At 63.5% G+C, this 22,312-nt stretch carries 18 protein-coding genes; 10 read left to right on the top strand and 8 right to left on the bottom strand.

The genetic code is table 11. From position 1 onward, the window contains the following. Window positions 1-35: 35 nt before the first annotated feature. The 3 genes from GV818_RS23135 (at window position 36) to GV818_RS23125 (ending at window position 2,416) form a co-directional block, all read left to right on the top strand. Window positions 36-794, top strand: a complete 759-nt coding sequence (locus GV818_RS23135) for an SDR family oxidoreductase (protein WP_161777635.1) — start codon at window positions 36-38, stop codon at window positions 792-794. Window positions 795-849: 55 nt separating this feature from the next. Continuing rightward, the gene (locus GV818_RS23130) at window positions 850-1,824 is read left to right on the top strand and encodes a cyclase family protein (protein WP_159892960.1); all 975 of its coding nucleotides are present in this window, start codon (window positions 850-852) and stop codon (window positions 1,822-1,824) included. Window positions 1,825-1,903: 79 nt separating this feature from the next. Further along, window positions 1,904-2,416 (top strand): hypothetical protein, encoded by a 513-nt coding sequence (locus tag GV818_RS23125; protein WP_161777634.1) that lies wholly within the window; start codon window positions 1,904-1,906, stop codon window positions 2,414-2,416. 22 nt (window positions 2,417-2,438) lie between these two features. On the opposite strand, the gene GV818_RS23120 is transcribed toward GV818_RS23125, so the two are convergent. Continuing rightward, window positions 2,439-3,011, bottom strand: a complete 573-nt coding sequence (locus GV818_RS23120) for a LuxR C-terminal-related transcriptional regulator (protein ID WP_161777633.1) — start codon at window positions 3,009-3,011, stop codon at window positions 2,439-2,441. A 145-nt stretch (window positions 3,012-3,156) separates the two neighbouring features. Between GV818_RS23120 and GV818_RS23115 the strand changes: the two genes are divergently transcribed. The 4 genes from GV818_RS23115 (at window position 3,157) to GV818_RS23100 (ending at window position 8,035) form a co-directional block, all read left to right on the top strand. Next, window positions 3,157-4,335: an acetyl-CoA acetyltransferase gene (locus GV818_RS23115; RefSeq protein ID WP_161777632.1), complete on the top strand. Its 1,179-nt coding sequence runs from the start codon at window positions 3,157-3,159 to the stop codon at window positions 4,333-4,335. Window positions 4,336-4,337: 2 nt separating this feature from the next. Further along, window positions 4,338-5,873: a class I adenylate-forming enzyme family protein gene (locus GV818_RS23110; RefSeq protein WP_161777631.1), complete on the top strand. Its 1,536-nt coding sequence runs from the start codon at window positions 4,338-4,340 to the stop codon at window positions 5,871-5,873. A 43-nt stretch (window positions 5,874-5,916) separates the two neighbouring features. Further along, window positions 5,917-7,257 carry an MFS transporter gene (locus GV818_RS23105; protein ID WP_161777630.1) on the top strand — a complete coding sequence of 447 codons (1,341 nt, stop codon included), beginning with the start codon at window positions 5,917-5,919 and terminating at the stop codon, window positions 7,255-7,257. Between the two features lie 70 nt (window positions 7,258-7,327). Further along, complete coding sequence (locus GV818_RS23100) at window positions 7,328-8,035, top strand: hypothetical protein (RefSeq protein ID WP_161777629.1); 708 nt, start codon at window positions 7,328-7,330, stop codon at window positions 8,033-8,035. Window positions 8,036-8,116: 81 nt separating this feature from the next. On the opposite strand, the gene GV818_RS23095 is transcribed toward GV818_RS23100, so the two are convergent. The 3 genes from GV818_RS23095 to GV818_RS23085 all read right to left on the bottom strand — a co-directional run bounded on the left by GV818_RS23095 (window position 8,117) and on the right by GV818_RS23085 (window position 11,841). Beyond that, the gene (locus GV818_RS23095) at window positions 8,117-9,532 is read right to left on the bottom strand and encodes an amino acid permease (protein ID WP_161777628.1); all 1,416 of its coding nucleotides are present in this window, start codon (window positions 9,530-9,532) and stop codon (window positions 8,117-8,119) included. 160 nt (window positions 9,533-9,692) lie between these two features. Next, the gene (locus GV818_RS23090) at window positions 9,693-10,754 is read right to left on the bottom strand and encodes an ornithine cyclodeaminase (RefSeq protein ID WP_161777627.1); all 1,062 of its coding nucleotides are present in this window, start codon (window positions 10,752-10,754) and stop codon (window positions 9,693-9,695) included. Between the two features lie 58 nt (window positions 10,755-10,812). Beyond that, window positions 10,813-11,841, bottom strand: coding sequence for a histone deacetylase family protein (locus tag GV818_RS23085; protein ID WP_178125078.1), 1,029 nt, complete (start codon window positions 11,839-11,841; stop codon window positions 10,813-10,815). A gap of 133 nt (window positions 11,842-11,974) precedes the next feature. Between GV818_RS23085 and GV818_RS23080 the strand changes: the two genes are divergently transcribed. From GV818_RS23080 to GV818_RS23070, 3 genes are all read left to right on the top strand, one after another. Next, complete coding sequence (locus GV818_RS23080) at window positions 11,975-12,463, top strand: Lrp/AsnC family transcriptional regulator (protein WP_178125077.1); 489 nt, start codon at window positions 11,975-11,977, stop codon at window positions 12,461-12,463. 171 nt (window positions 12,464-12,634) lie between these two features. Further along, window positions 12,635-13,846: a PAAR domain-containing protein gene (locus GV818_RS34795; protein ID WP_161777626.1), complete on the top strand. Its 1,212-nt coding sequence runs from the start codon at window positions 12,635-12,637 to the stop codon at window positions 13,844-13,846. After that, window positions 13,843-14,304 carry a hypothetical protein gene (locus tag GV818_RS23070; RefSeq protein WP_161777625.1) on the top strand — a complete coding sequence of 154 codons (462 nt, stop codon included), beginning with the start codon at window positions 13,843-13,845 and terminating at the stop codon, window positions 14,302-14,304. Before GV818_RS34795 ends, GV818_RS23070 begins: the two co-directional genes overlap by 4 nt. A gap of 16 nt (window positions 14,305-14,320) precedes the next feature. On the opposite strand, the gene GV818_RS23065 is transcribed toward GV818_RS23070, so the two are convergent. Genes GV818_RS23065 through GV818_RS23050 form a run of 4 tightly spaced genes read right to left on the bottom strand, consistent with a single transcriptional unit; the run spans window position 14,321 to window position 22,296 of the window. Further along, window positions 14,321-14,974, bottom strand: a complete 654-nt coding sequence (locus GV818_RS23065; RefSeq protein WP_161757774.1) for a response regulator — start codon at window positions 14,972-14,974, stop codon at window positions 14,321-14,323. Between the two features lie 55 nt (window positions 14,975-15,029). Continuing rightward, window positions 15,030-18,227, bottom strand: coding sequence for a hybrid sensor histidine kinase/response regulator (locus GV818_RS23060; protein ID WP_256667545.1), 3,198 nt, complete (start codon window positions 18,225-18,227; stop codon window positions 15,030-15,032). Beyond that, window positions 18,179-19,459 carry an EAL domain-containing response regulator gene (locus GV818_RS23055; RefSeq protein WP_161757773.1) on the bottom strand — a complete coding sequence of 427 codons (1,281 nt, stop codon included), beginning with the start codon at window positions 19,457-19,459 and terminating at the stop codon, window positions 18,179-18,181. Before GV818_RS23055 ends, GV818_RS23060 begins: the two co-directional genes overlap by 49 nt. Continuing rightward, a complete protein-coding gene (locus GV818_RS23050; RefSeq protein ID WP_161757772.1) occupies window positions 19,456-22,296 on the bottom strand; it encodes an ATP-binding protein in 2,841 nt (946 codons plus the stop codon). The genes GV818_RS23055 and GV818_RS23050 overlap by 4 nt, the downstream gene beginning before the upstream one ends. Window positions 22,297-22,312 lie beyond the last annotated feature (16 nt).

Below are 22,312 nucleotides of genomic sequence, written 5' to 3'. Positions count from 1 at the left end.
GGCGGTCAATAACAACAAAAACAGGAGTCACTTCCATGCGTCTAGCCCATAAAACTGCCATTGTCACCGGCGCCGGTTCCGGCTTTGGCGAGGGGATCGCCAAGACTTTCGCCCAGCAGGGCGCCAGAGTCATTGTCGCCGACATGAACGCCACCGGCGGCCAGCGAGTGGCGGAGGAAATCCGCACCGCCGGCGGCCAGGCTCACTTCATTGAAGTCAACGTGGCCCAGGACGCCAGCGTCGCCGCATTGCTGCGCAATACCCTGGAGCAATACGGCGGCCTGGACATCGTGGTGAACAACGCCGGCACCACCCACCGCAACCGGCCGATGCTGGAAGTCGACGAGGCCGAGTTCGACCGGGTGTTCGCGGTCAACGTCAAAAGCATCTTCCTCAGCGCCAGGCACTTCGTGCCGCATTTTCGCGGCCAGGGCGGCGGGGCGTTCATCAACATCGCCTCCACGGCGGCGATCCGGCCGCGCCCCGGGCTGGTCTGGTACAACGGCAGCAAGGGGGCGGTGGTGGTGATGAGCAAGACCATGGCCGCCGAGCTCGGGCCGGACAATATCCGCGTCAACTGCGTCAATCCGGTCGTCGGCGCCACGGCCCTGCTCAGTGAGTTCATGGGGGTGCCGGACACCCCGGAAAACCGCCAGAAATTCATGGCGAGCATTCCTCTGGGGCGTTTCTCCACCCCCCAGGACGTGGCCAACGCCTGCCTGTACCTGGCCTCTGACGAAGCCGCGTTCATTACCGGCACCTGCCTGGAAGTGGATGGTGGACGTTGCGTCTGATGATCTGTAGAAACCCCTTGGCTAAATCCAAATCCAGCTACGGAGTGCAGTCGACATGTGTGGGATCGACAACGACAACAATCACCCCAATACCCAGCAGCTTCTCGAAGGCCTGCCCAAGAACTGGGGCAAGTGGGGCCCGGACGACGAGGTCGGCGCCCTCAACTACCTGCAACAGGCCGAGGTGCTGCGCGGCGTCGCCGCCGTGCGCCAGGGCAAGACCTTCACCCTGCAAGTGCAGATCGGCCACCCCGGCGGCGACCCTATGTGGCCGGCGCGCAACCCGTCGATGCGCTTCAACACCCTGGATCGCAGCCACTATCAGGCCGGCAAGCAGCCGTCCATGACCGGCGGCGCCGAGTATTGCGACGACGTGATCTTCATGCAGTTGCAGGGCTCGACCCAGTACGACGCCCTGGGCCATGCCTGGTACGACAACCAGTTGTGGAACGGCTACGACGCCAGCAGCACCGTCGGCGGCATGGCCAAGGCCAGCGTACTGCCGATTGCCGAGCGTGGCGTGGTGGGCCGCGCGGTGCTGATCGACATGGCCCGGCACCGCGGCAAGAAGTACCTGGGGCGTGGCGAAACCTTCAACCACCTGGACCTGCTGGCCGCCGCCAAGGCCCAGGGCGTGGCCATCGAGAAGCGCGACATCCTGATCATCCGCACCGGTTCCATGGGCGCCTTCTACGAGTATGGCAAGACCGAGTTCTTCAAGGACCTGGTGGAGCCCGGGCTGACCTACAGCCGCGAACTGGTGGACTGGTTCAACCAGATGGAAATCCCCAACCTGGTGACCGACACCATCGCCAATGAAGTGATCACCGACCCGGTGTCCGGGGTGCAGATTCCGCTGCACTGCGCGCTGATGCGCAACCTGGGGATCGCCTTCACCGAGATCGTGCTGCTGGAGGACCTGGCCGAAGATTGCGCCGCCGACGGCCAGTGGACCTTCCTCTATACCGCCGCGCCGTTGAAGATCGTTGGCGGCAGCGGCGCGCCGGTCAATCCTATCGTGATCAAGTAGCCGGCAACTGCTGGTTTTGCACTGGGTGCAGGGTTTATCCTGCGCCCCCTCAATTACCGATAGGGATCATCGACCGATCATGCATGACGATTCACATTCGCCAGACTGTAGCTGCTGTCTGGATCACACCCGCGCCCATCAAGGCGTGCTCGACACCCTGGAGTTGATGGCCGGCCATCCCGAGGCCAGCGAGGATGAGGTCGTCCAGCAGTTGCAGGAGCGTGGCTACTCGGCCATCGCCGCGGAAAAACTCAATGCCTTCGTGCCATCGGCCCTGGCCTGGATCGTGCTCAAACGCCTGGGGGTGGAACGCCTGCCCAACCACTTCGTCGCCTTCGATGAGGCCGGTGAGGAAGTGCGGATTCCGGTGTCCAGCCAGCACTACTTCACCGCCGCGCTGACCCTGGCCTACAACACCTTTGAAAACGGCTGGAGCGAGGTGCTGCCGCGCAAGACCTACGAAATCGTCGCCAACAGAAGCGCCGAAATGGACGCTGCCAACCAGGTGCTGTTTGCGGGCGAATCCCTGCAGGGCACCACGTTGGGGGCGTTGCAGCTGCTGCGCTTGAGCGCCAGCGAGGTGCTGGCCTAGCTGCAGGCGCCTGCGCGCCGCCTCAACTGATGTAGATGATCTTCGACACCAGCTCGGCGCTGTTCTTGGCCTGCAGCTTCTTCATCAGCCGGGCGCGGTGCACCTCCACGGTACGGTGGGAGATCGCCAGTTTGCGCGCCACTTCCTTGCAGGTCAGGCCGTTGACGATGTGCAGTGAGATTTCCCGCTCGCGGGGGGTCAGGCTCACCGTCGGCGCCAACTGCCGGTCGAGGCGTTCGAAGTGCCAGATCATCAGCCCGAACGGGTCGTCCGGGGTCAGGGAAAAACCGTGGGCCCGGGCCCAGAACACTTCGCCATTGCGGTGTTGCATAAAGCGTTCGTCAGTGTAGGAGCCGCCCTGGCCGTTGCACAGCCAATGTTCGCTGCGTTCGCCAATGCTCTGGTAATCGGCCTGGGAGGGATACAGCAACAGGGTCAGGTGGTCCAGCAACTGCTCGCGTTCATAGCCGAACAGGCGCAGGAAGGCCTGGTTGCAGTCGAGCATGCGCCGATGCCCAGTGATCAATTGTGGTGCGGGTGAAACCTGGAAGGCCAGGCGCTCGAGGTCCTGGAGCTGCTGGGCATATACGGTCATTGGGCATCCTGCCTCGTGGAAGTCGTTGCGCCGCTCTGGCGAGCGGGGCACTACTTACTGTTGTACGTAGTTGCCCCAACTAGCGTCTGATTCCGGCGCTCGCCATTGTAAGGAATGCCCGCTTCAAGCACAGAAGAAAATCACCATGAATCATGCTTCCGTATCCATTGTCGCTGCCGCCCACAGTTCTTTCGGTCGTCTCCAGGGTTTGACCCTGGAGGACCTGATTGTCCAAGTCACCCGCGAAGCCCTGGCGGATGCCGCGATCGATGCCGCCGAGATCGACGCACTGTTTCTCGGGCACTTCAACGCCGGCCTGGTGCCGGACGGTTTTCCCGCTTCGCTGATGCTCCAGGCCGACCCGCAGTTGCGCTTCAAGCCGGCCACCCGTTGTGAAAATGCCTGCGCCTCGGGCTCGGCGGCGATTCTGGCGGGGGTCAATGCGATTCGCAGTGGCGCCGCTGAACTGGTGCTGGTGGTGGGGGCGGAAAAGATGACCGGCAACTCCACCGCCGAAGTCACCCAAGCCCTGGCCGGTGCCGGTTACCAGAACGATCCGCAGGAAGCCGGCCTGAGCTTTGCGCAGCTGTTTGCCCAGGTCGCGCAGCAGTACACCGAGCGCTACCACAGCCCGTTGGCCTCGATGGCGGCGATTGCGGTAAAGAACCACGCCAATGCCATGGCCAACCCGCTGGCGCAGATGCACCGTCCGATGGACTTCGAACATTGCAACCATGTGTCCCAGAGCAATCCGCTGATTGCGCCGTCCTTGCGCCTCACCGACTGCTCGCTGATCAGTGACGGTGCGGCGGCGATTGTCCTGGCTTCGCCGCAGCGCGCGCGCTCGTTCCGGCGCGAAGTGGCGATCCGCGCCCTGAGCCAGGTCAATGACCTGCTGCCGATGGCCCGCCGCGACATCTTGGCCTTTGACGGTCCGCAGCGGGCCATTCATGGCGCTTTGCGCGAGGCTGGGGTGAGTCTGGGAGACATGAGCTTCGCCGAGGTTCACGACTGCTTCACCATCGCCGAACTGCTGATCTATGAAGCCATGGGCCTGGCCCCCAAGGGCGAAGGCCATCGGGCCCTGGATGAGGGCATCGTGCGCCACGGCGGTCGTTTGCCGGTCAACCTGTCCGGCGGGCTCAAGGCCAAGGGCCACCCGGTGGGCGCCACCGGCGTATCGATGCATGCCCTAGGCTTTCGCCAATTGATCGGCGAGCCGATTGGCCTTGGTGTGCCCCGGGCCGAGTTCGGCTTGTTGTTCAACATGGGCGGGATGGCAGTGGCCAACTACGCCTCGGTCCTGCAAGCGCTCAGGGCCTGAACATGAACGTCGCCCATTGGTTGCTGGACGCGGCCCAACGCTGGCCGCAGCGTCCCGCTCTGTTCGAGGGCCGCCGCCAGGTGGCCGACTATCAGAGCTTCGCCGCGCGGGCCCGCGCCCGCGCCTTGCACCTGCGTCATGACCACAGCATCGCTGCGGGGGACCGGGTGGCCTTGTTGCTGAAGAACAGTTGCGACTACCTGGAACTGCTCTACGCCATCTGGTGGATCGGTGCTGTGGCGGTGCCGGTGAACAGCAAACTGCATCCGCGGGAGGCAGCCTGGATCGTCGGTAATGCCGGGGCAAGGTTGATTTTCACCGACGGCGGCCGGACCTTCGAACGCCAGGACTTGCCAGCCGATTGCCGCGAGTTGCCTGCCGAGGTCATGCCGGTTGGCGCCCCTGACGGCGAACTGCTGGAGCCTTGGCCCTGCGCGGACGGCGAACTGGCCTGGCTGTTCTACACCTCGGGCACCACCGGCCGCTCTAAGGGGGTGATGCTGTCCCACGGCAACCTGACGGCGATGTCGCTGTGCTACCCACTGGATGTTGATCCGGTACAGGCCGGCGATGCGCTGGTTTATGCCGCGCCAATGTCCCACGGCGCCGGGCTCTACAACTTCATTCACGTCCGCTGTGGTGCCCGGCATGTGGTGCCAGAGTCCCGGGGGTTCGATGCGGCAGAACTGTTCGGGTTGGCGCAGGCGTTGGGGCAGGTCAGCCTGTTTGCCGCGCCGACCATGGTCAAGCGCATGGTGGAGCAGGCCCGGCGGCAGGGCTATGACGGCACGGGGATCAAGACCATCGTGTACGGCGGGGCACCGATGTACCTCGCGGACCTGACCCAGGCCCTGGAGACCTTCGGCCCGCGGTTGGTACAGATCTACGGCCAGGGCGAGTGCCCGATGAGTATCAGTGCCCTGTCCCGGGAGCTGATTGCCCACCGCCAGCACCCGCACTGGCCGGCTATCGCCGCTTCAGTGGGACGCCCGCATGCTGGTGTCGAGGTGCGCATCCTTGACGCTCAAGGGCAGCCCTTGCCAGCCGGCGAGCCCGGGGAAATCGCTGTGCGCGGCGCTCCGGTGATGCACGGCTACTGGGATAACCCATCCGCCACCCAGGCGACCCTGGTGGACGGCTGGTTGCACACTGGCGATATCGGTTTCCTCGACAGCCGCGGGTTCCTGACCCTGACCGACCGCTCCAAGGATGTGATCATTTCCGCTGGCAGCAACATCTACCCGCGGGAAGTGGAGGAAGTGCTGATGCAGCATCCCGAGGTGTTCGAGGTGTGCGTGGTGGGCGAGGCGGATGCCGAGTGGGGCGAGTCGGTGGTGGCCTTTGTGGTCCCGCGCAGCCCCGACAGCCTCGATCCGCAGGTGCTCAACCAGTGGTTCGTGACGCGCATGGCGTCGTTCAAGAAACCCAGGAAATACCTGTTTTGCACCGAGCTGCCGAAGAACAGCTACGGCAAGATTCTCAAGACCCGCTTGCGTCAGTGGCTGCAGGACCCCACCGGGTCCGTCGCCTACCGCTGAACGCGTTTTCCCATGGACCGCAGTACGACAGGAGTCTCCAAACATGGACGTGTCCTCTTGCAATCCCCAGCGCCAGCGGCGCCGGGCCTTTATCGGCGCCACCTCTGGCCACTTGATCGAGTGGTACGACTATGGCGTCTACGGTTTTCTGGCGTTGTACATCGGCAAGGCGTTCTTCGTCTCCGATGACCCCACCAGCAGCCTGCTGGCGAGCTTCGCGGCCTTTGCCCTGAGCTTTTTCATCCGCCCCCTGGGCGGTCTGTTCTTCGGCCCGCTGGCGGACCGGATCGGCCGGCGCCGGACCCTGATCACGGTGCTGGTGCTGATGGCCGGCTCGACTTTCCTGCTGGGCCTGCTGCCGACCTACGCCAGCATTGGCATCGCCGCGCCGATCACCCTGGTGCTGATCCGTTGTGTGCAGGGGTTCTCTGCCGGAGGCGAGATCGGCACCATCACCAGCTTCATTGCCGAATACGCCGGCCCCGGGCGCCGGGGCTTTGCCACCTGCTGGCTGATGGTCACCGCGGTGCTCGGCCTGTTGTTGGGCGGCGCGGTGGCCAATGGCATGACCTGGGCCCTGGGGGCCGAGTTGATGCAGGACTGGGGCTGGCGGATTCCGTTCCTGCTTGCCGGGCCCCTGGGGTTCATTTCGCTGTACATTCGCCTGAAGCTGGAAGACAGCCCGGAGTTTCTCGCCCTGGTGCATGCCGGGCAGACCTCCAAGGCCCCGTTGCGGGAGGTCTGGCAGTGGAAACGCTCGATTGCCCTGGTGTTTTTCATCATCACGCTGCACAGCTCGATCTTTTACCTGGTGTTGACCTTCGCCTCGACCTACATGTCCAACACCCTCAAGTTCGACAGCGGCACCACCTTGCTTTACGTGTTCGTCGCCAGCCTCTCGGCGGCGCTGGTCATGCCCCTGGGCGGGGCCTTCACCGACCGCTACGGACGCAAGCCGTTTCTGATGGTGATCGGCACCCTGGCGACCCTGGCCATGTACTGGTTCTTCAAGGCGGCGCCCAACGCCACGCCGGCCACGCTGTTCTGGCCGCTGATGGCGGTGGCGATCCTGTTCGGGCTCTACGCCTCCTCGACCTACGCCTTGATGAGCGAACTGCTGCCAACCCGCATCCGTTCCACCGGGATTGCCGTGGCCTACAACATTCCGGTGGCGGTGTTCGGGGGCAGCGCGCCGCTGATTTCCACCTGGCTGATCAAGCTCACCGGCGACATCACCGCGCCCTGGTACTTCTACGTAGCCACCGGCGTGGCGTCGTTGCTTGCCCTGGTGGTGCTGCGCAAGGACGATTTTGTTGCCTGTGCTACCGGTTCACAAAACCACGACCACCTGGCGCCATCGTTGCTGGTCAACCCGGTGCCCTGAAGGGGACTGAAAGAAATGCCCTTTTTGGCCGGCGCGCCCTATGACAGGTCGTGAATCTGGAGATCAATCATTGAACAAGTTGCCTTATTTCGATCCCTATCCTATTCAGGAGCGGGATCAACGTCCGGACTTCGAGCAGGCACGGCGAATTGCCCCAGCAATGATGAGTCACCAGACTCCGCCGGCGGCGCCTCGGGTTGCCGGCTCGGCGGAAGACTTTCTCATGCATGCCATCGACACCAACGGCGCGTGTGGCGGGCTGTCCAACCACCTGGAGGGTGTGCTCGAAGACTCTCCGGAGTACGACCAATGGGTCAGGAGCATGCCGGCGAAGCCGGCCGACTCGCCGTTGAACCAGTACAAGAACAACACCAGCGAGGCGGTCGTGGCGGCCACGGATGCGCAATTGCAAGGCTGCCCCACGTTGTCAGGCGGACAGGTGCTGTTTCATGGCGGGCAATGGCCCTGCGAAGGGGATAGCCTGACGAGCGACCGGGCCCTGTCGCTGTCGCTGAGCGCGTCGGTTGCCGTTTGTGAAACCCGCGAAGATGAGCAAAAGGAAGTGTGGCTGATCACGGTTGATGAAGCCTGCACCGCGCCGGTGTTCGTCTATGACGGCCGTTCGAACGACGAGGCGCCCGATGGAATAGACCACCTGAGGCATGAATGGGAATTACTGGTGCGAGCTGGCGCGCGTTTCGAGCGACAGGACAGTAAAACGGTTCAGAGTGGCAATGGTGAGGACGAGTATCGGGTTCACTACGTGACGATGCGTTGACCTGAAGACAGCACTCTGCGCTGTTCTGAGCCCTGGTCTGTCGACAGCGCCTATCCCTGGCGCTTTCTCAAGGTGTTCCGCTCAGCGGTATTGCGCCGCGGCTTGTCCGGCGGGCTGACCCTGGCGCCCGTGAGTCAGGCGATAGGCAATCGCCAGCCAGACAAACCACGCCGGCATCACGCACAGCGCCAGGCGGGTGTCTGGGCGCAGGGCCAATAGGCCGAGGACGAACAGCAGGAAGGCCAGGGCGAACCAGGCCATCGGCGTGCCGCCGGGCATTTTGTAGTGCGAGCGAGCGTGCAGTTCCGGGTGCTTTTTGCGGTAGGCGATGTAGGACGCAAGGATGGTCGACCAGGTGAAGATCACCAGGATCGCCGACACCGTCGACACCAGGGTGAAGGCGGTCATCACCTCGGGAACGATGTACAGCAGCAGGACCCCCAGCAGCATCAGCAGGGTGGTGAAGCTCAGGCTGATGACCGGCACGCTGTGGCCCGACAGGCGCTTGAATACACGCGGGGCGTTGCCCTGGTCCGCCAGGCCGAAGAGCATGCGGCTGGCAGAGAACACGCCGCTGTTGGCCGAGGAAGCCGCCGAGGTCAGCACCACGAAATTGACGAGGCCCGCCGCGGCCGGGAAGCCGGCAATCAGGAACAGTTCGACGAAGGGGCTCTTGCTCGGCGACACCTGCTGCCAGGAGGTCACGGCGATGATGCTGGCCAGGGCCAGTACGTAGAACAGGATGATCCGCAGCGGTATGGCGTTGATGGCCTTGGGCAGGGTGTGGTGGGGGTCGCGGGTTTCCGCGGCGGCAGTGCCGATCAGCTCGGTGCCGGCGAAGGAGAAGATCGCCATCTGGAACCCGGCGAAGAAGCCCAACAGGCCGTTGGGAAAGGCCGCTTGCCGGTCCAGCAGGTGGCCCAGCGAGGCGGTCACGCCGGAGGGCGAGACGAAGGAACTGGCGATCAGCACCAGGCTGACGCCGATCAGGGTGAGCACGGCGAGGATCTTGATGATGGCGAACCAGAACTCCACTTCGCCGAACAGCCGTACCGTCAGCACGTTGAGGGCGAACAGGGTCAGCATCATGCTGATGGCGGGCATCCAGGCCGGCACCCCAGGGAACCAGTACTGGAAGAAACCGCCCACCACCACCGCGTCGCCCACCACCGCCACGCTCCAGCTCAGCCAGTAGGACCAGCCGAGAAAGAACGCCGCGCGCGGCCCCAGGTAGGCGCCGGCAAAGTCGGCGAAGCTCTTGAATTGCAGGTTCGACAGCAGCAGTTCGCCCATGGCGCGCATCACCAGGTACACGAACAGGCCGATGATCATGTAGATCAGGATGATCGAGGTGCCGGACATGGCGATGATCTTGCCCGAGCCCATGAACAGGCCGGTGCCGATGGCGCCGCCCATGGCCATGAGCTGGATATGGCGGTTATGCAGGGTGCGTTGCAGCGCGGGGCGCGCAGGGGCCCCGAGGGTATCTGGAGTCATCACAAAACCTCTTGATTTTATAGTTGTCGAGTTTTGGCAGTGGAAGGTGGCTGGGGCTGCGCGCTGTGGTTACAGGTCGGGGTGGCGCAACCGGTTCGGGTTGGGCCGCTGCACAGGGGCACGAGGCGTTTCCCTGTGCAGCGGTCGGTGGGGTGTTGCCTCAGCCGGCGGCCAGGCGGCGCGGGGCGCCTGTGGCGGCGTCGGGGCTCTGGTCGATCAGTTGGAACAGGTCCTTGATGTTGGCCGGGGTCGGCACCAGGTGGATCTGCTCGCCAATCCCGTGTTCGCGCGCCAGGTCGTGCAGGTAGCGCAGGGACGAGAAGTCCTCCAGGGCAAAGCCCACCGAGTCGAACACCGTGACTTGCCGGGCATGCTCGCGGCCCGGCTCCAGGCCCTGGGCGATGCGGAAGTATTCGCTCACCGCAAAGTCTGCCGGCAACTGCTGGATATCACCCTCGATGCGCGTCTGTGGCTCGAACTCGACGATCACCCGGGCGTTGCGCAGGATCTCGGCGTGCAGTTCGGTCTTGCCCGGGCAGTCGCCGCCCACGGCATTGAGGTGCATGCCAGGCTCGATCAGCTCCGGGGTGAGGATGGTGGCGTAGGCCTTGTCCGCAGTCACTGTGGTGACAATGTCGGCACCCTTGACCGCATCGGCCACCGACTCGGCGATGCGCACCTTGAGGCCCGGCCAGGCGTGCAGGTTGTGTTGCAGCTTGCGCGAGGCGGCCGGGTCGATGTCGAAGATCCGCAACTCGTCGATGCCGAGCATGTCGTGGAAGGCGATGGCCTGGAACTCGCTCTGGGCGCCATTGCCGATCAGCGCCATGCTGCGGCTGTCCGGGCGCGCCAGGGCCCGGGCCACCAGGGCCGAGGTGGCGGCGGTGCGCACCGCGGTGGTCAGGGTCAGTTCGCTGAGCAGCACCGGGTAGCCGCTGTCCACCTCGGCCAGCACGCCGAAGGCCATGACCGTCAGCAACTGTTGGGCGGGGTTGCCGGGGTGGCCGTTGACGTACTTGAACGCGTACTGCTGGCCATCGTCGGCGGGCATCAGTTCGATGACCCCGGTGGGCGAATGGTTGGCGGTGCGCGGGGACTTTTCGAAGGCCTGCCAGCGCAGGTAGTCGGCCTGGATATAGCCGGCCATTTCACGGATCGCCCGGGCGACCCCTAGGCGCGAGTACAGCGCCGCGGCCTGATCCACATCGATAAACAAGGTCATGTTGATTTCCCTCTCGGTCGGAACGTTGAACACTGTGTGGGAGCGCGCCGGTCGCGCGCTAGCGGTTGGCATGGCCGTGCAGCACATTGACCGCGTTGATGCCGATCTCATCCACCATGTAGCCGCCTTCCATCACGAACAGAGTGGGCGTGCCCACCGTGGCGATGAGCTGGCCCATGCCGAGGAAATCCTCGCTTTCCAGAAGGAAGTGGCTGATGGGGTCGTCCTTGAAGGTGTCCACGCCCAGGGACACCACCAGCAGCTCGGGAGCGAAGGCCCGCAGTTGCTGGCAGGCCAGTTCCAGGGCTTGGCGATAGTGCTGCCAGGTGGTGTTCTTCGGCAGGGGCAGGTTCAGGTTGCAACCTTCGCCGGCCCCGGTGCCGCGCTCGCTGGCATGGCCCGAGAAGTAGGGGTAGGACACGGCCGGGTCGCCGTGCAGCGAGACGAAGAACACGTCGCCGCGGTCATAGAAAATATTCTGGGTGCCGTTGCCGTGGTGGAAGTCCACGTCTAGCACCGCCACCCGCTTGGCGCCCTGGGTGATGGCGTGCTGCGCGGCGATGGCGGCGTTGTTCAGGTAGCAGTAGCCGCCCATGTATTCCCGTGCGGCGTGATGCCCGGGCGGGCGGCACAGGGCGAAGGCGCTGTCCTGGCCTTCGTCGATCAGCGCCAGGGCGGTGAGGGCGATATCGGCGCTGGTGCGCACCGCGTCCCAGGTGGTGGCGGTGATCGGCGAACCGGCGTCCATGGCGAAGAAGCCGAGCTTGCCGTCAATGAACTCGGGCACTTGCTGGTTGGCCAGGTCGCGCACTGGCCACACCAGGGGCAGGGCGTCGTGGCGGCGGCCGGTGGCGGTCCATTCGCTCCAGGCGTGTTCCAGGAAGGTGACGTAACGCTCGCTGTGGGCGGCCACGTAGCACGCACGGTCGAAGCGCCGCGGCCCGATGATCTCGCCAAGCCCCACGTGGCGCACTCGGTCCCGTACGGTGTCGGCGCGGCTGGGCTGCTCGAAGGAGGGCTTGAGCACGCCATCCTTCAATTCGGTGCCATGGTGCAGGCGGTGGGATTCGCTGAAGACGGTAAGCATGCTGAACGCATCCATTGTTATTGTCCGGTGCAAATAGTTTGTTCCGGCATGGCTGCGATTTCTTTGCTTTTTATTCGGATGAACGTAGAGTTTTGGGTAATATTTTCCTCGGTGGTGGCTGATTGTGAAAAAAATGACTCGCAAGGTTAATCTCGACGACACCGACCTGGCGATTCTTGCGCTGTTGCAGCAGGACGCAAGCATTTCCAACGCCGAGCTCAGCGAGCGCCTGTCCCTGAGCCTTACCCCCTGCTGGCGGCGGCGCAAGCGCCTGGAGGAAGAGGGGGTGATCAGGGACTACCAGGCCAACCTCGACCGGCGCCTGCTGGGGCTGGACATCCTGGCCTTCGTCCATGTGCGGTTCGCCACCCATTCCGACCAGACCCCGGACGATTTCGAGACGGTGATCATGCGCCTGCCCGAGGTGCAGTCCTGCCACAAGATCACCGGCGACGCCGATTACCTGCTGCAGGTGCTGGCCCAGGACCTGGACAGCTACAGCGATTTTGTCGAGCACGTGCTGCGGCGCCAGCCGGGCATTGCCTCGATCCAGTCGAGCCTGGCGCTGCGGGAGGTCAAGGCCACCAGCCGCCTGGCGATTCCGGAACCGCAGCCGCGGTAAGCAGCGTGCGGGGTTGAACACCTGGCGGGCCATTGTTGCTGGTCGCCAGCATTTCCTGCCCTGAGTTTTTTCGCCTGGCGGGTTATTCAATGCTGGCCAGAGAGGTACTCTTCGCGCGGTTTCCACTCGCAACACGGGCGAGTGCTTCAGGACGAGAGTCAGATAAACGCAATGGATGCACTGTCAGCAGCACGCCTGGGCGATGAAATCGCCCACGGCTTCGGGGTCGCGGCGATGGTTGCCGGTGCGGTGGCCGGAGCCTTGATCGGCGCCGCGATCATCGGCGCTACCGCCGTCACCGGGGGCTTGGCGGCGGTGGTCCTGGCCGGCTCGGTGGCGGCGGGCGGCTTGTCGATGTTCCAGATCGTCAAGGGCCTGAGCACGATCTTCAACCTGCCCGAACCCGGCACCGGGGTGCTGGTGGAGGGCAGCGTCAATGTTTTCATCAACGGGCGCAATGCGATGCGCGCCGGGGCCGACATGTCCTCGTCCTGCAGCGGCTTGCCGTTCAACCATCCCTACCTGCCCATGCCGGTGCTGATCGCCGAGGGCAGCGCCAAGGTCACCATCAACGGCAAGCCCGCTGCGCGTCTGCAAAGCAAGATGGTCTGTGGCGCGCATATCAAGAGTGGCAGCGAGAACACCTTGATTGGCGGGCCGAGTGTGCAGGTGGCGTTTGTTTTCGATCTGGACAGCTGGATGCACACCGGACTTGAGGTGCTCGGCCTCGGGGCGTTGCTCGGTGCCGGAGTGCTGGCGGCCTTTACCGGCCTGGCGGTGTTCGCCGGGTTCGCCGCAGTGACCGGCGCGGCCTTTGTCGGCATGGGCTTGTTGGGGGACCTGGGCGATCGCCTGGGGCCGGGCTATCGCGACCTGCTGCAAGGCGCGGCGGGCATGGCACTGCTGGGCCTGGGGCCGAAAATGGCCGGCGCGGGCAAGCGTCCGCCACCGCCTGAGGCCACGGTGTACCACGTCACCACCAACCCCGGGGCGGCCCAGGGCGTACTCAGCGGTATCGACCCCAAGTTCCTCAACCCCAACAGCCGTTTTGGCGCGGCGTTCTACGTCGGTGAAAGCCCGACCACGCCCCTGGCCGAACTGGCGCACCACGGCGCCACGCCGACCCATGGCATTCGCTTCAATGTGAATGCCAGCAAGGCTAAGGTACTGGACTTGACCGACCCGGCCGTGGCCAAGGAGTGGGGCTACAACGGTGGCCCGATCAGCGCCAAGACCCAGCAGATCGGCGTGGATGCCGGCGACCAGGGTTACAATGTGATCCGCTTCGGTTCCGAACGAGATCCTGGAGGCGTCAATCACGCGGTCTTGGATAACTTCAATGAAATACTCACTCCACAGATGATCACTCCGGTAGAGCCATGAAGTTTTATTTGTACACCTATGTTTGCGCCGACTGCGGGCACCGCTTCAAGGCTCCCGAGATGCTGCCAGGCAGCTATGGCGCGTTGCTGATGCGCAGTGCGTCGGGTGAGACGGTGTTCCTCGATGCGCTGAACGATGACGTCTATGCCCAAGTCGATGGCTTGCTGGAGCAACTGCTGCAGGACCAGGGGGTCAGCGCGACCCGGCGTGCGAACCTGCTACGGCGGGTGTTTGGCGTCGCCTGTGACAACGACTCCCAGGGCCAGTCCTTTGGCCTGTTGAGCAAGCCCAAGTGTGGGCAGTGTGGCAGTCTGAACATGGACTATTGGGAAGGGACCGAACCGCCGGAGTACCTCGACTGCGATTTCCCTGCGGTGCAGCATGGACAATGGTTGCAGTTGAGCCCGGCGCAGAAGCTCGAACGCCTGACCCGGGCGCTACCCCAGCCCAAGCCCTAGGTGCTGCCCCGGACGATTATTGGAACTCACCGGACTCCAGGCAGAACGCGACCAACGCCTGGTCGCTGTCCAGATTGAGCTTGCGGATTGCCGAGATCTTCTGTGCGCTGACGGTCTTGACGCTGCGCTTGAGGTTGGCGGCGATCTGCATCATCGACTCACCGCGCACGAAGTGCCGCAGCACTTCATATTCCTTGGGGGTCAGGCTGTTCAGGCCGTCGGCCATGGAGCGCACCGGGCTGCGATGGTGCTCGTTCTGTTCAAGGCTTGGCGGGTAGTGGATACGCCCCAGCCTGACGCTCTCCAGGGCGCTGAGCAGCTCGCTCATGTCGTGGCGCTTGAGCAGCACCGAGCGCACGCCGATGTCATACAGTGCGGCGACGATCATCGGGTTGGACATCATCGTCAGCACCAGCACCTGGACCCGTGGGAAGTGGCGGGTCAGGTAGGTCACCAGACGAATGCCGTCGCCGAATTTTTCGTCGCCCTCCATGAAGTAATCAGTGATCACCACGTCGATCCTCGGGTCGTCCGACAGTTGCTGGATCAGTGCACTGGGGGTGGTGACGGCAGCCACCACCTCGTATTGCAAGGTCTTGTGCAACAGGTCCCTGACGGCAGCGAGCACCAGGGGATGATCGTCGGCCAGTACCACTCGTATTTTTTTCATTGGGACACGATCCATTTTCAAAGGGAATGCTAGGAAGTACGGGTTGCCCAGGGACTCAGTCTGATTGGCTGATGCTGTGCAACAGGTTGATCAGGGTCAGGCTGCCTGCGTGGGTAGCGGCGGTCAGGCCGTCGTCGCGCAGGCTTTCTCCCAGGGCATCGACCTGCTCAATCAATGACTCGAAGCCTGCTACCGCCAGCGATCCGCGAATGCGGTGCAAGAGGTAGAAGATGCGTTCGTGTTGCTGCTCATCAATGGCCAGGCGCAGTTTTTCGAGGTCCTGGGTCATGGTGCTGACAAACAGTTGGCGAAAATCATCGGGCAGGCTGTCTGGCTGGGGGCTACGGGCAGAAGGCATGGAGCAGTCCTGCAGGTCGATGCCCGAGAGCGGCGCCAGGCAATTCCACAGCGTGCGCAACTGCACTGGCTTGACCAGCCAGGCATCCATTCCAGAGGCCCGGCAGCGCTTTTCCTCGTCGCTCATGGCGTTGGCGGTGACGCCGATGATGGGGCGGTCATCCCCCGAGAGGCGCAACTTGCTGGTCAGTTCATAACCGTTCATGCGCGGCATGTTGACGTCCGTCAGTAGCAGGTCGTAGTTGCCGATCTGCCACAGTTCGAGGGCTTCGGCACCATCGACGGCGAGGGTGGTCTGGCAGCCCAGTTGCTTGAGCTGGTGACTTAGGGTTGCCTGGTTGATCTGGTTGTCTTCGGCGATCAGCACGTTCAGGCACAAGGCCGGCAGGTTGTTGTTCTGCAGGCCTGGAACCCGGCTGGCGGGGAGCATGTCCGGCTCGCCGCGCAGGGTGCGCTCGATAAGCAGGCCAATGGCATAAAAGTCGCAGGCGTCGGTCTGGCTTTTGTGGCCGTTGTCAGTGCGGTCGCCCAGGTTGATTACGGTGAGCCCTGGGTCCCATCGTTCCGGCTTGCCCGGGTGGCTGTCGAACAGGTTGAGGAGGATCCCGCGACTCTCGTCATCGAGGGGCGAGCCTTCAACGGGGCTGGTTCTGGCGCCCCATTTTTCCAGCCACTGACACAGGTTGGCGGTCAATTCGTGGTGGGGGCTCTGGACGTAGACCCGGGCGCCGGCGAGGTCAGGCTGGCGTGCTGGCAGGACGCCTTCGACCAGGGGCAACTCCAGGCTCATGGAGAAGCTGCTGCCCAGCCCAAGCTCGCTGGTCAGGTGGATCTCGCTGCCCATCAGCTTCGCCAGCTTGGCGCAGATCGACAGGCCCAGGCCGGCACCGTGCACGGTGTGGGAGTGTGCATCGATCTGATAGAAGGGCATGAACAGTTGCTCCTGTTCTTCTTTGCCGATGCCGATACCGGTGTCGGCCACTTGCAGCAACATCCGCACATGGCCGTCACACCCAGGTTCGGCACGGGCACGGACGATGATGTGCCCCGAGTGGGTGAACTTGACCGCATTGCTGATCAGGTTATTGAGGAGCTGGCTGATGCGTCCGGGATCCCCTGAGAGGGTCGCAGGCAATGTCGGGTCGACACAGGAGAACAGCAGCAGGTCCTTGTTCCGGGCCCGATCGACAAAGGATGCGACGCAGCCTTGGACCAGGGCCCGGGGGTCGAAGGCCTGGCCGTTCAGGGACAGTTGCCCGGACTCGATCTTGGTGATGTCGAGGATGTCGCTGATGATCTGCAGCAGCAGCCCGGAGGACACCTGGATGCGCTCGAGCAATTGCCGCTGTGCCTGGTCCAGATCGCTCAGTCCCATCAGCTCCAGGGAGCCAAGGACGCCGTAGAGTGGGGTGCGGATCTCGTGGCTCATGGTGGCGAGGAACATCGACTTGGCGCCGTTGGCCTTATCCGCAGCCTGCTTGGCCTGGGTCAGCTGCTGTTCCATGTGGGCCCGCACGCTGAGGTCGGCGAAGGCGCAGATCACCACATCCTGATTGCGGTAGCGGGTCGGTGCATAGGCGATGTAGAAGGAGCGGCCGTCGAAGCTCTGGTAGTTCTCGATCTCGCCCGGAGCCCTGGCCTGGCGGATCCGCTCCATCAGGGGGGCATCCAGGCCAGTGTCATTGAGGTTCTGGCCCACCTGGGTATCGAACCACTTGAGTGTCAGGGTGTTGGCGAAGACGATTCGGCTGGTCTCACGGCTGAGTACACAAAGGGCGACCGGGGTGGTTTCCAGCAGGGCTCGGCTGAACTGGTCGCTTTCGACGATCTCCGCATGGGCCCGCTGGGCGGGGGCAATCACTCGGCGCTGGAACCAGCGCACATAGGCCCAGCCGGCCAGGGGGCTGATCAGCATCAGGGCCAGGCTCACCGCCAGTAGCCAGTTGTTGTGCCCCAGAAACAGGTTCTGATAGGACAGCATGTAGTAGCCGGTGCGGGTCCCCTTATCATCGTCGACCCGAAAAATCAGGCCTTGGGGCTGGTAGTTGACCCCCCTGTCGAGATTGATCGGCTGCGGCCGCTCCCCCAGCAATAGCCCATCGTGCTGGCTTTCCAGCCAGAAGGCGTCGTAGTAGTGGTCCTGCTGCGCCCGTGAGAGCACGTTGAGGCGGTCGCGGTGGGTGAGAGTCACGGCGTAGGCGATGCCGGCATCGCCGCGGTCTTTCATGGTGATGTTGTGCAGCGGGGTGATGGCTACCAGCTGCTCGGGAAAGCCTCGGAGCCGGACCCAGCGAATTTCCTGGAGCCCGGTGGCGTTGGCGCGGACTGCGGCGATGGTCGCCATCACCAGGGGTGCGGGCAACCTGGGCTGGGTGCTGCCCACCGTTGGTATGGTGTAGCTGGTGCCTTTGCTTGCATCCACCACCATCAGGGGTGAAGCCGGAAAGTTCGAGTGTATCCAGAAGCTGGAATACAAATCGGACAGGTAGCGTCCGAAACCGACCGCCGATTCGCTTTCCAGGGGGCAGTGAGTCAAGTCCTCGCAGACCAGGGTGAACGGTGTATCCACGGGCGATGGGGTGCCTTGAAACAACGTGGCACCCAAGGCGTTTTGTTGATCCATGAGGTGAAAGATGCTCGACGAATCCCGTCGGGAGCGGCTTTCTTCAAGCATGTGCTCCTTGTTCAGGCGCTTGAGCAGCGCTTCCTGCTCGTCCATGTAGTGGGCAAGCAGCGTGAAGTCGAATGAGATCCGCTCTTGTTCCTGGCTGATGATTCGTTGGAATCCCAAGAACAGAGCACCGCCCATGATCAACAGCAGCGGCAGGATACCGAACAGGGCGAGGTTCAGCCGCCGGGAGTTTTGCGCGATGCGGCGTAGCGGGATGTCTGGCATGTGGGAGGAGAGGCAGGCCGAGTCGGTGGAGAAAAGGGTGGGTTGATACTGCATCCCAGCAGTTGAGAGAAAGCGTCCAGCTCCAATGCGGTGGAAATCAGAAAGCCCTGGGCGCTGTCGCAGCCGATCTGGCGCAAGAATTCCAGGTCACGGGCAGATTCTACTCCTTCTGCGACCACTTCGAGGCCTAGTTGGCGGCCCAGTTGCACCGCTGCCACCAGCGCCGCGGCCCGCGATTCGTCGGCCGCCGCGCCGTGGACGAAGTGGCGATCGATCTTCATCTCGGTAAAGGGCGTCGAGATCAGGCTATAGATTGAACTGTAGCCCATGCCGAAGTCGTCCTGGGCCAGGCCGAAGCCTTTCAGGCGCAGGCGACTGGCGCCCATGTGGTATTGGCCCGGGGCCAGGGGGCGTTCGGTTTCCAGCAGTTCAAAACAGATGTCGCTGGTGGCCAGCCCTGAAGCGCAGGTCACCTGCTGCAACAGGTCCGGCAGCTCCGGGTCATCCAGCAGGCCGGTGGGCAAATTCACCGACACGGTAATCCGGTGGCCGAGGGCGTGCCAATTCTTTTGCGCAAGGATCGCATCGTCGAGCATCAGGAACAGCAGGTCGCGCTCCAGATGATGGCGGCTGATGGAGCCCAGGAACGAATCCGGCATCAGCAGGCCGAAGGACGGGTTGTGCCAGCGCACCAGGGCCTCGGCGCCGACGATCTTGCCGCTGGACAGTGAGCGCCGCGGCTGGAAACGAGCCTGCAGTTCGCGCCGTTCGATGGCCCGTTCCAAGGTCTGGCGATCGAAGACTGTTTCGCTTTCCGGCTTGATCCGTGAGGGCAGTCGATGGCCACTGCCGATGATCCGGCAGATCTCTCGAACGTGCACGTCCTCCAGAGGCTTGGGGAAGGTGCCCAGCACTGCCAGGCCTTTTTCCTTGGCCATCAGGCTGACGCTGTTCATCAGGCGTCGGGAACAGGATGAGACGATGGCCAGGATCGGCACGCGCTCGACGCCGGTCAGGGCATTGATGAACTGGACGCCATCCATTTCCGGCATATGCAGGTCCACCAGCACCAGGTCGTAGACCTGCTGGTGCAGCATGGCCAGTGCCTGGCGCGCATCCAGGGTGGTATCCACCGGACCGAAGCCGGCCTCCTCGAGCAATTGCTTGACCTTCATGCACTGGATCGGGTGGTCGTCCAGCACTAGTACACGGATTCCCTTGGGCAAGTTCACATCACTTTCCTCTTGACGGATTGGAGTACCTCACACAGTGCATCCAGAGGTACCGGCTTGATTAGCAGGTGGCGGATCCCGGCCGACTCGCAGCGACTGCGCAGCGCGGGTGAAAGCTCGCCGGTGATGCCGATGATCGGTCCGTCGAACCCTCGCTCACGCAGGGCCAGGGCAAATGAAAGGCCATCCATGTGTTCCATTTGCAAGTCGGTCAGGACGGCATCGAAGGACAGCAGGTCGCTGCGTTTCAGGGCCTCGACGGCGCTGGCGCTGGCCACCACCCGGTTGCCCAGGTACTTGCTCTGCTGGCCGATCACCTGCAGGGCCAGGGGGCTGTCATCCACCGCCAGCAGACTGAGTTCCAGGCGGGGGGCCAGGCCAACGGGAGGTGAAAAGCGCATCTGCGTGACGATGCCGTTCTGCGCCTGGGCCACGGCTTCACGCAGGCTGTCGAGGCTGAAGGTCCGGGCGATCCAGCTGTCGGTGTTCTGGCGCGCCGCCGGGCCCATGCCCGGGGCGTGCATGACCACTCGCGGGCCGGCCCAGGTAATCGGCTTGGGCTCTCCGAGGAAGGCATCCACCAGCACCGAAGGCTGGGGCGCCGGGCCCTTGTCCGCAGTGTAGGGAATGGCCAGGGCGCCCCAGCGGCGCAACCACAGACAGAGGTTGAGCACCATTTCCTGGATATCACCGCGGACATACACCGGTGTGACTCCCAGGCGCTGTATCTCTATCTCCGAGGACGCCGCGCAGTAGTCCAGTGCCAGGCTGAGACTGAAGCTGGAGCCCAGCCCCAGCTCGCTGGTGGCCGCCAGCGAACCGTTCATCATCAGTGCCAGCCGTTCACAGATGGCCAGGCCCAGGCCGGTGCCGGAGGACTTCTGGCTCAGCCAGCTGGGTACCCGGTAATACGGCTCGAACAGACTGGCGTGGTACTCGGGGGCGATGCCCGGGCCGGTGTCGACCACCTGGAAGCGCAGGCGAGTATCCGCGCTGCTGTCGGCCTGGCAGTACAGGCGCAGGATCACATGGCCGGACTCGGTGAATTTGATCGCGTTGCTCACCAGGTTATTGAGGATCTGCCGAATACGCCCGCCGTCGCCGATGACCATGTCCGGGGTGCCGGGGTCCAGGGTCACGTATAGGCGCAGGCCTTTGCTGCGGGCGCGGGCCGAGTAGCTGAAGGCGACTTCTTCCACCAGCCGCACCGGAGAGAAGGGCGCACTGCTCAGGCTCAGTCGCCCGGACTCGATGAGGGACATGTCCAGGGTGTCGTTGATGGTCCGCATCAAGGCCGAGGAGGCTTGCTGGGTGGCCTCCAGATAGTCGTTTTGTTCAAGGCTCAACTCGGTGGTGCGGAGCATTTCCAGGGAGCCGAGGATGCCGTACATGGGGGTGCGGACTTCATGGCTGAGGGTACTCAGGAACAGGGTCTTTTCACGGTTGGCCTGGTCCGACAGGCTCTTGGCCTGGAGCAGCGACTGTTCGGCCAGCTTGAAGTCGGTGACGTCACTGATGCAACACAGCACCGCTGCGATGCCGTTGTAGCCGGTAGGCGCACAGGTCAGTTGAATGAACGTGCCATCGGCCAGGGCATGGTCGATGGCATGCACGCGCGTGTGCGGATCGCCGAGGATCCGCTCCCGCAGGTCGGGAACCGAGGCCAGCCAGCGACGGCCCGTTTCGTTGGACAGGATCAGCCGGCCGTTGTCGCGGCGCATCAGGCACAGGCCCACTGGCGCCACTTCAATGAAGCGGCGATTGAGCGAGACGCTGTCGGTCAGGGCGCTGTAATGGCGCACGGCGGGTTCTACCAGGCGCAGGCGGATGTAGCGCGCGCCGAGAAAGATCGCAGCGAACAGCACAAGGATGATCAGGCCCGTGGTGTACAGGGCGCGCGAGCTGTCTTGCAGCAACTGGCTGACGGGTGCGTAGTACACCAGGCGCCAGCCGGCGTTGCCCACCGACTTGTTGAGCACGATGTAGTCGGGCAGTCCGCGTAGCCGATGCAAGCCAAAGGAGTCTTCATCGGCCTGGAAGCGCGACAGGGTCTCAGGCACCTCCCAGGAAGCACTGTGCAGCACCACCGCCCCGGCGGCGTCGTAGAGCGCGTATTTGCCCTGATGGAGCCCCAGGGGATCGAGGGCCAGGTCGATCTCGTTGAGCTCCAGGCCAAGCCAGCCATCGGCGGCATGCTGTTCGTCCACCGGGCGCAGCAGGTACACCTGCTTGGAGGTGCCGCTGGAGGTCCAGGACCACAAGGTACGGGCCTCCGGATGGCGCGACAGGAGGTTTTGCGCGGCGCGCTGGTCGAGGTGCTTCAGCCATTGGTCGTTGATCCTGCGTGGCAACCTGCCGGTGCTGTAGGCGTCCCCGGGCTCATAGAGCGTGCGGATGCTCTCCTGGTCCGGTGCCAGGTACAGCAGCTGGCTATGGGTGCTATCGATTTCCACTAAGTCCCGGGCAGTGAGGATCAAGGCCCAGCGATGCAACTGGTTATCAGTGCTTAATGGCAATATACGTAACTGGTTGTTACTTGTAGGGAAGTTGTCGGGGTCTGAAGTAAGGCGATCATCGAGAGTGCGCACGGCTGAAGAGGAAATGGCTTTCAACAGATTCTCTCGTTGATTGAAGAATTGCTGTGCGTTAAATGCTGCGGCGTTCATCTGTCGGCGATAGTTGGAGAGTGTTTCATTCAGTGACCAATGAATCATGAAACCGGCGATGACCAAGATGCAGGACAGCAGGCTGAACATGAACAGGCGCAGCAGGGCCACCGGGATATGCGCCCCGGCAAAGTGATTGGTGAACGGCGATAGATGGGCGTTTGTATGCATTGGCCCATGGTAAAGA

The organism is Pseudomonas sp. Fl4BN1, assembly GCF_009908285.1.
Taxonomy (GTDB): Bacteria; Pseudomonadota; Gammaproteobacteria; order Pseudomonadales; family Pseudomonadaceae; genus Aquipseudomonas.
Note: the sequence above shows the minus strand (reverse complement) of the source record. Positions and strands in the feature narration are given on the sequence as shown.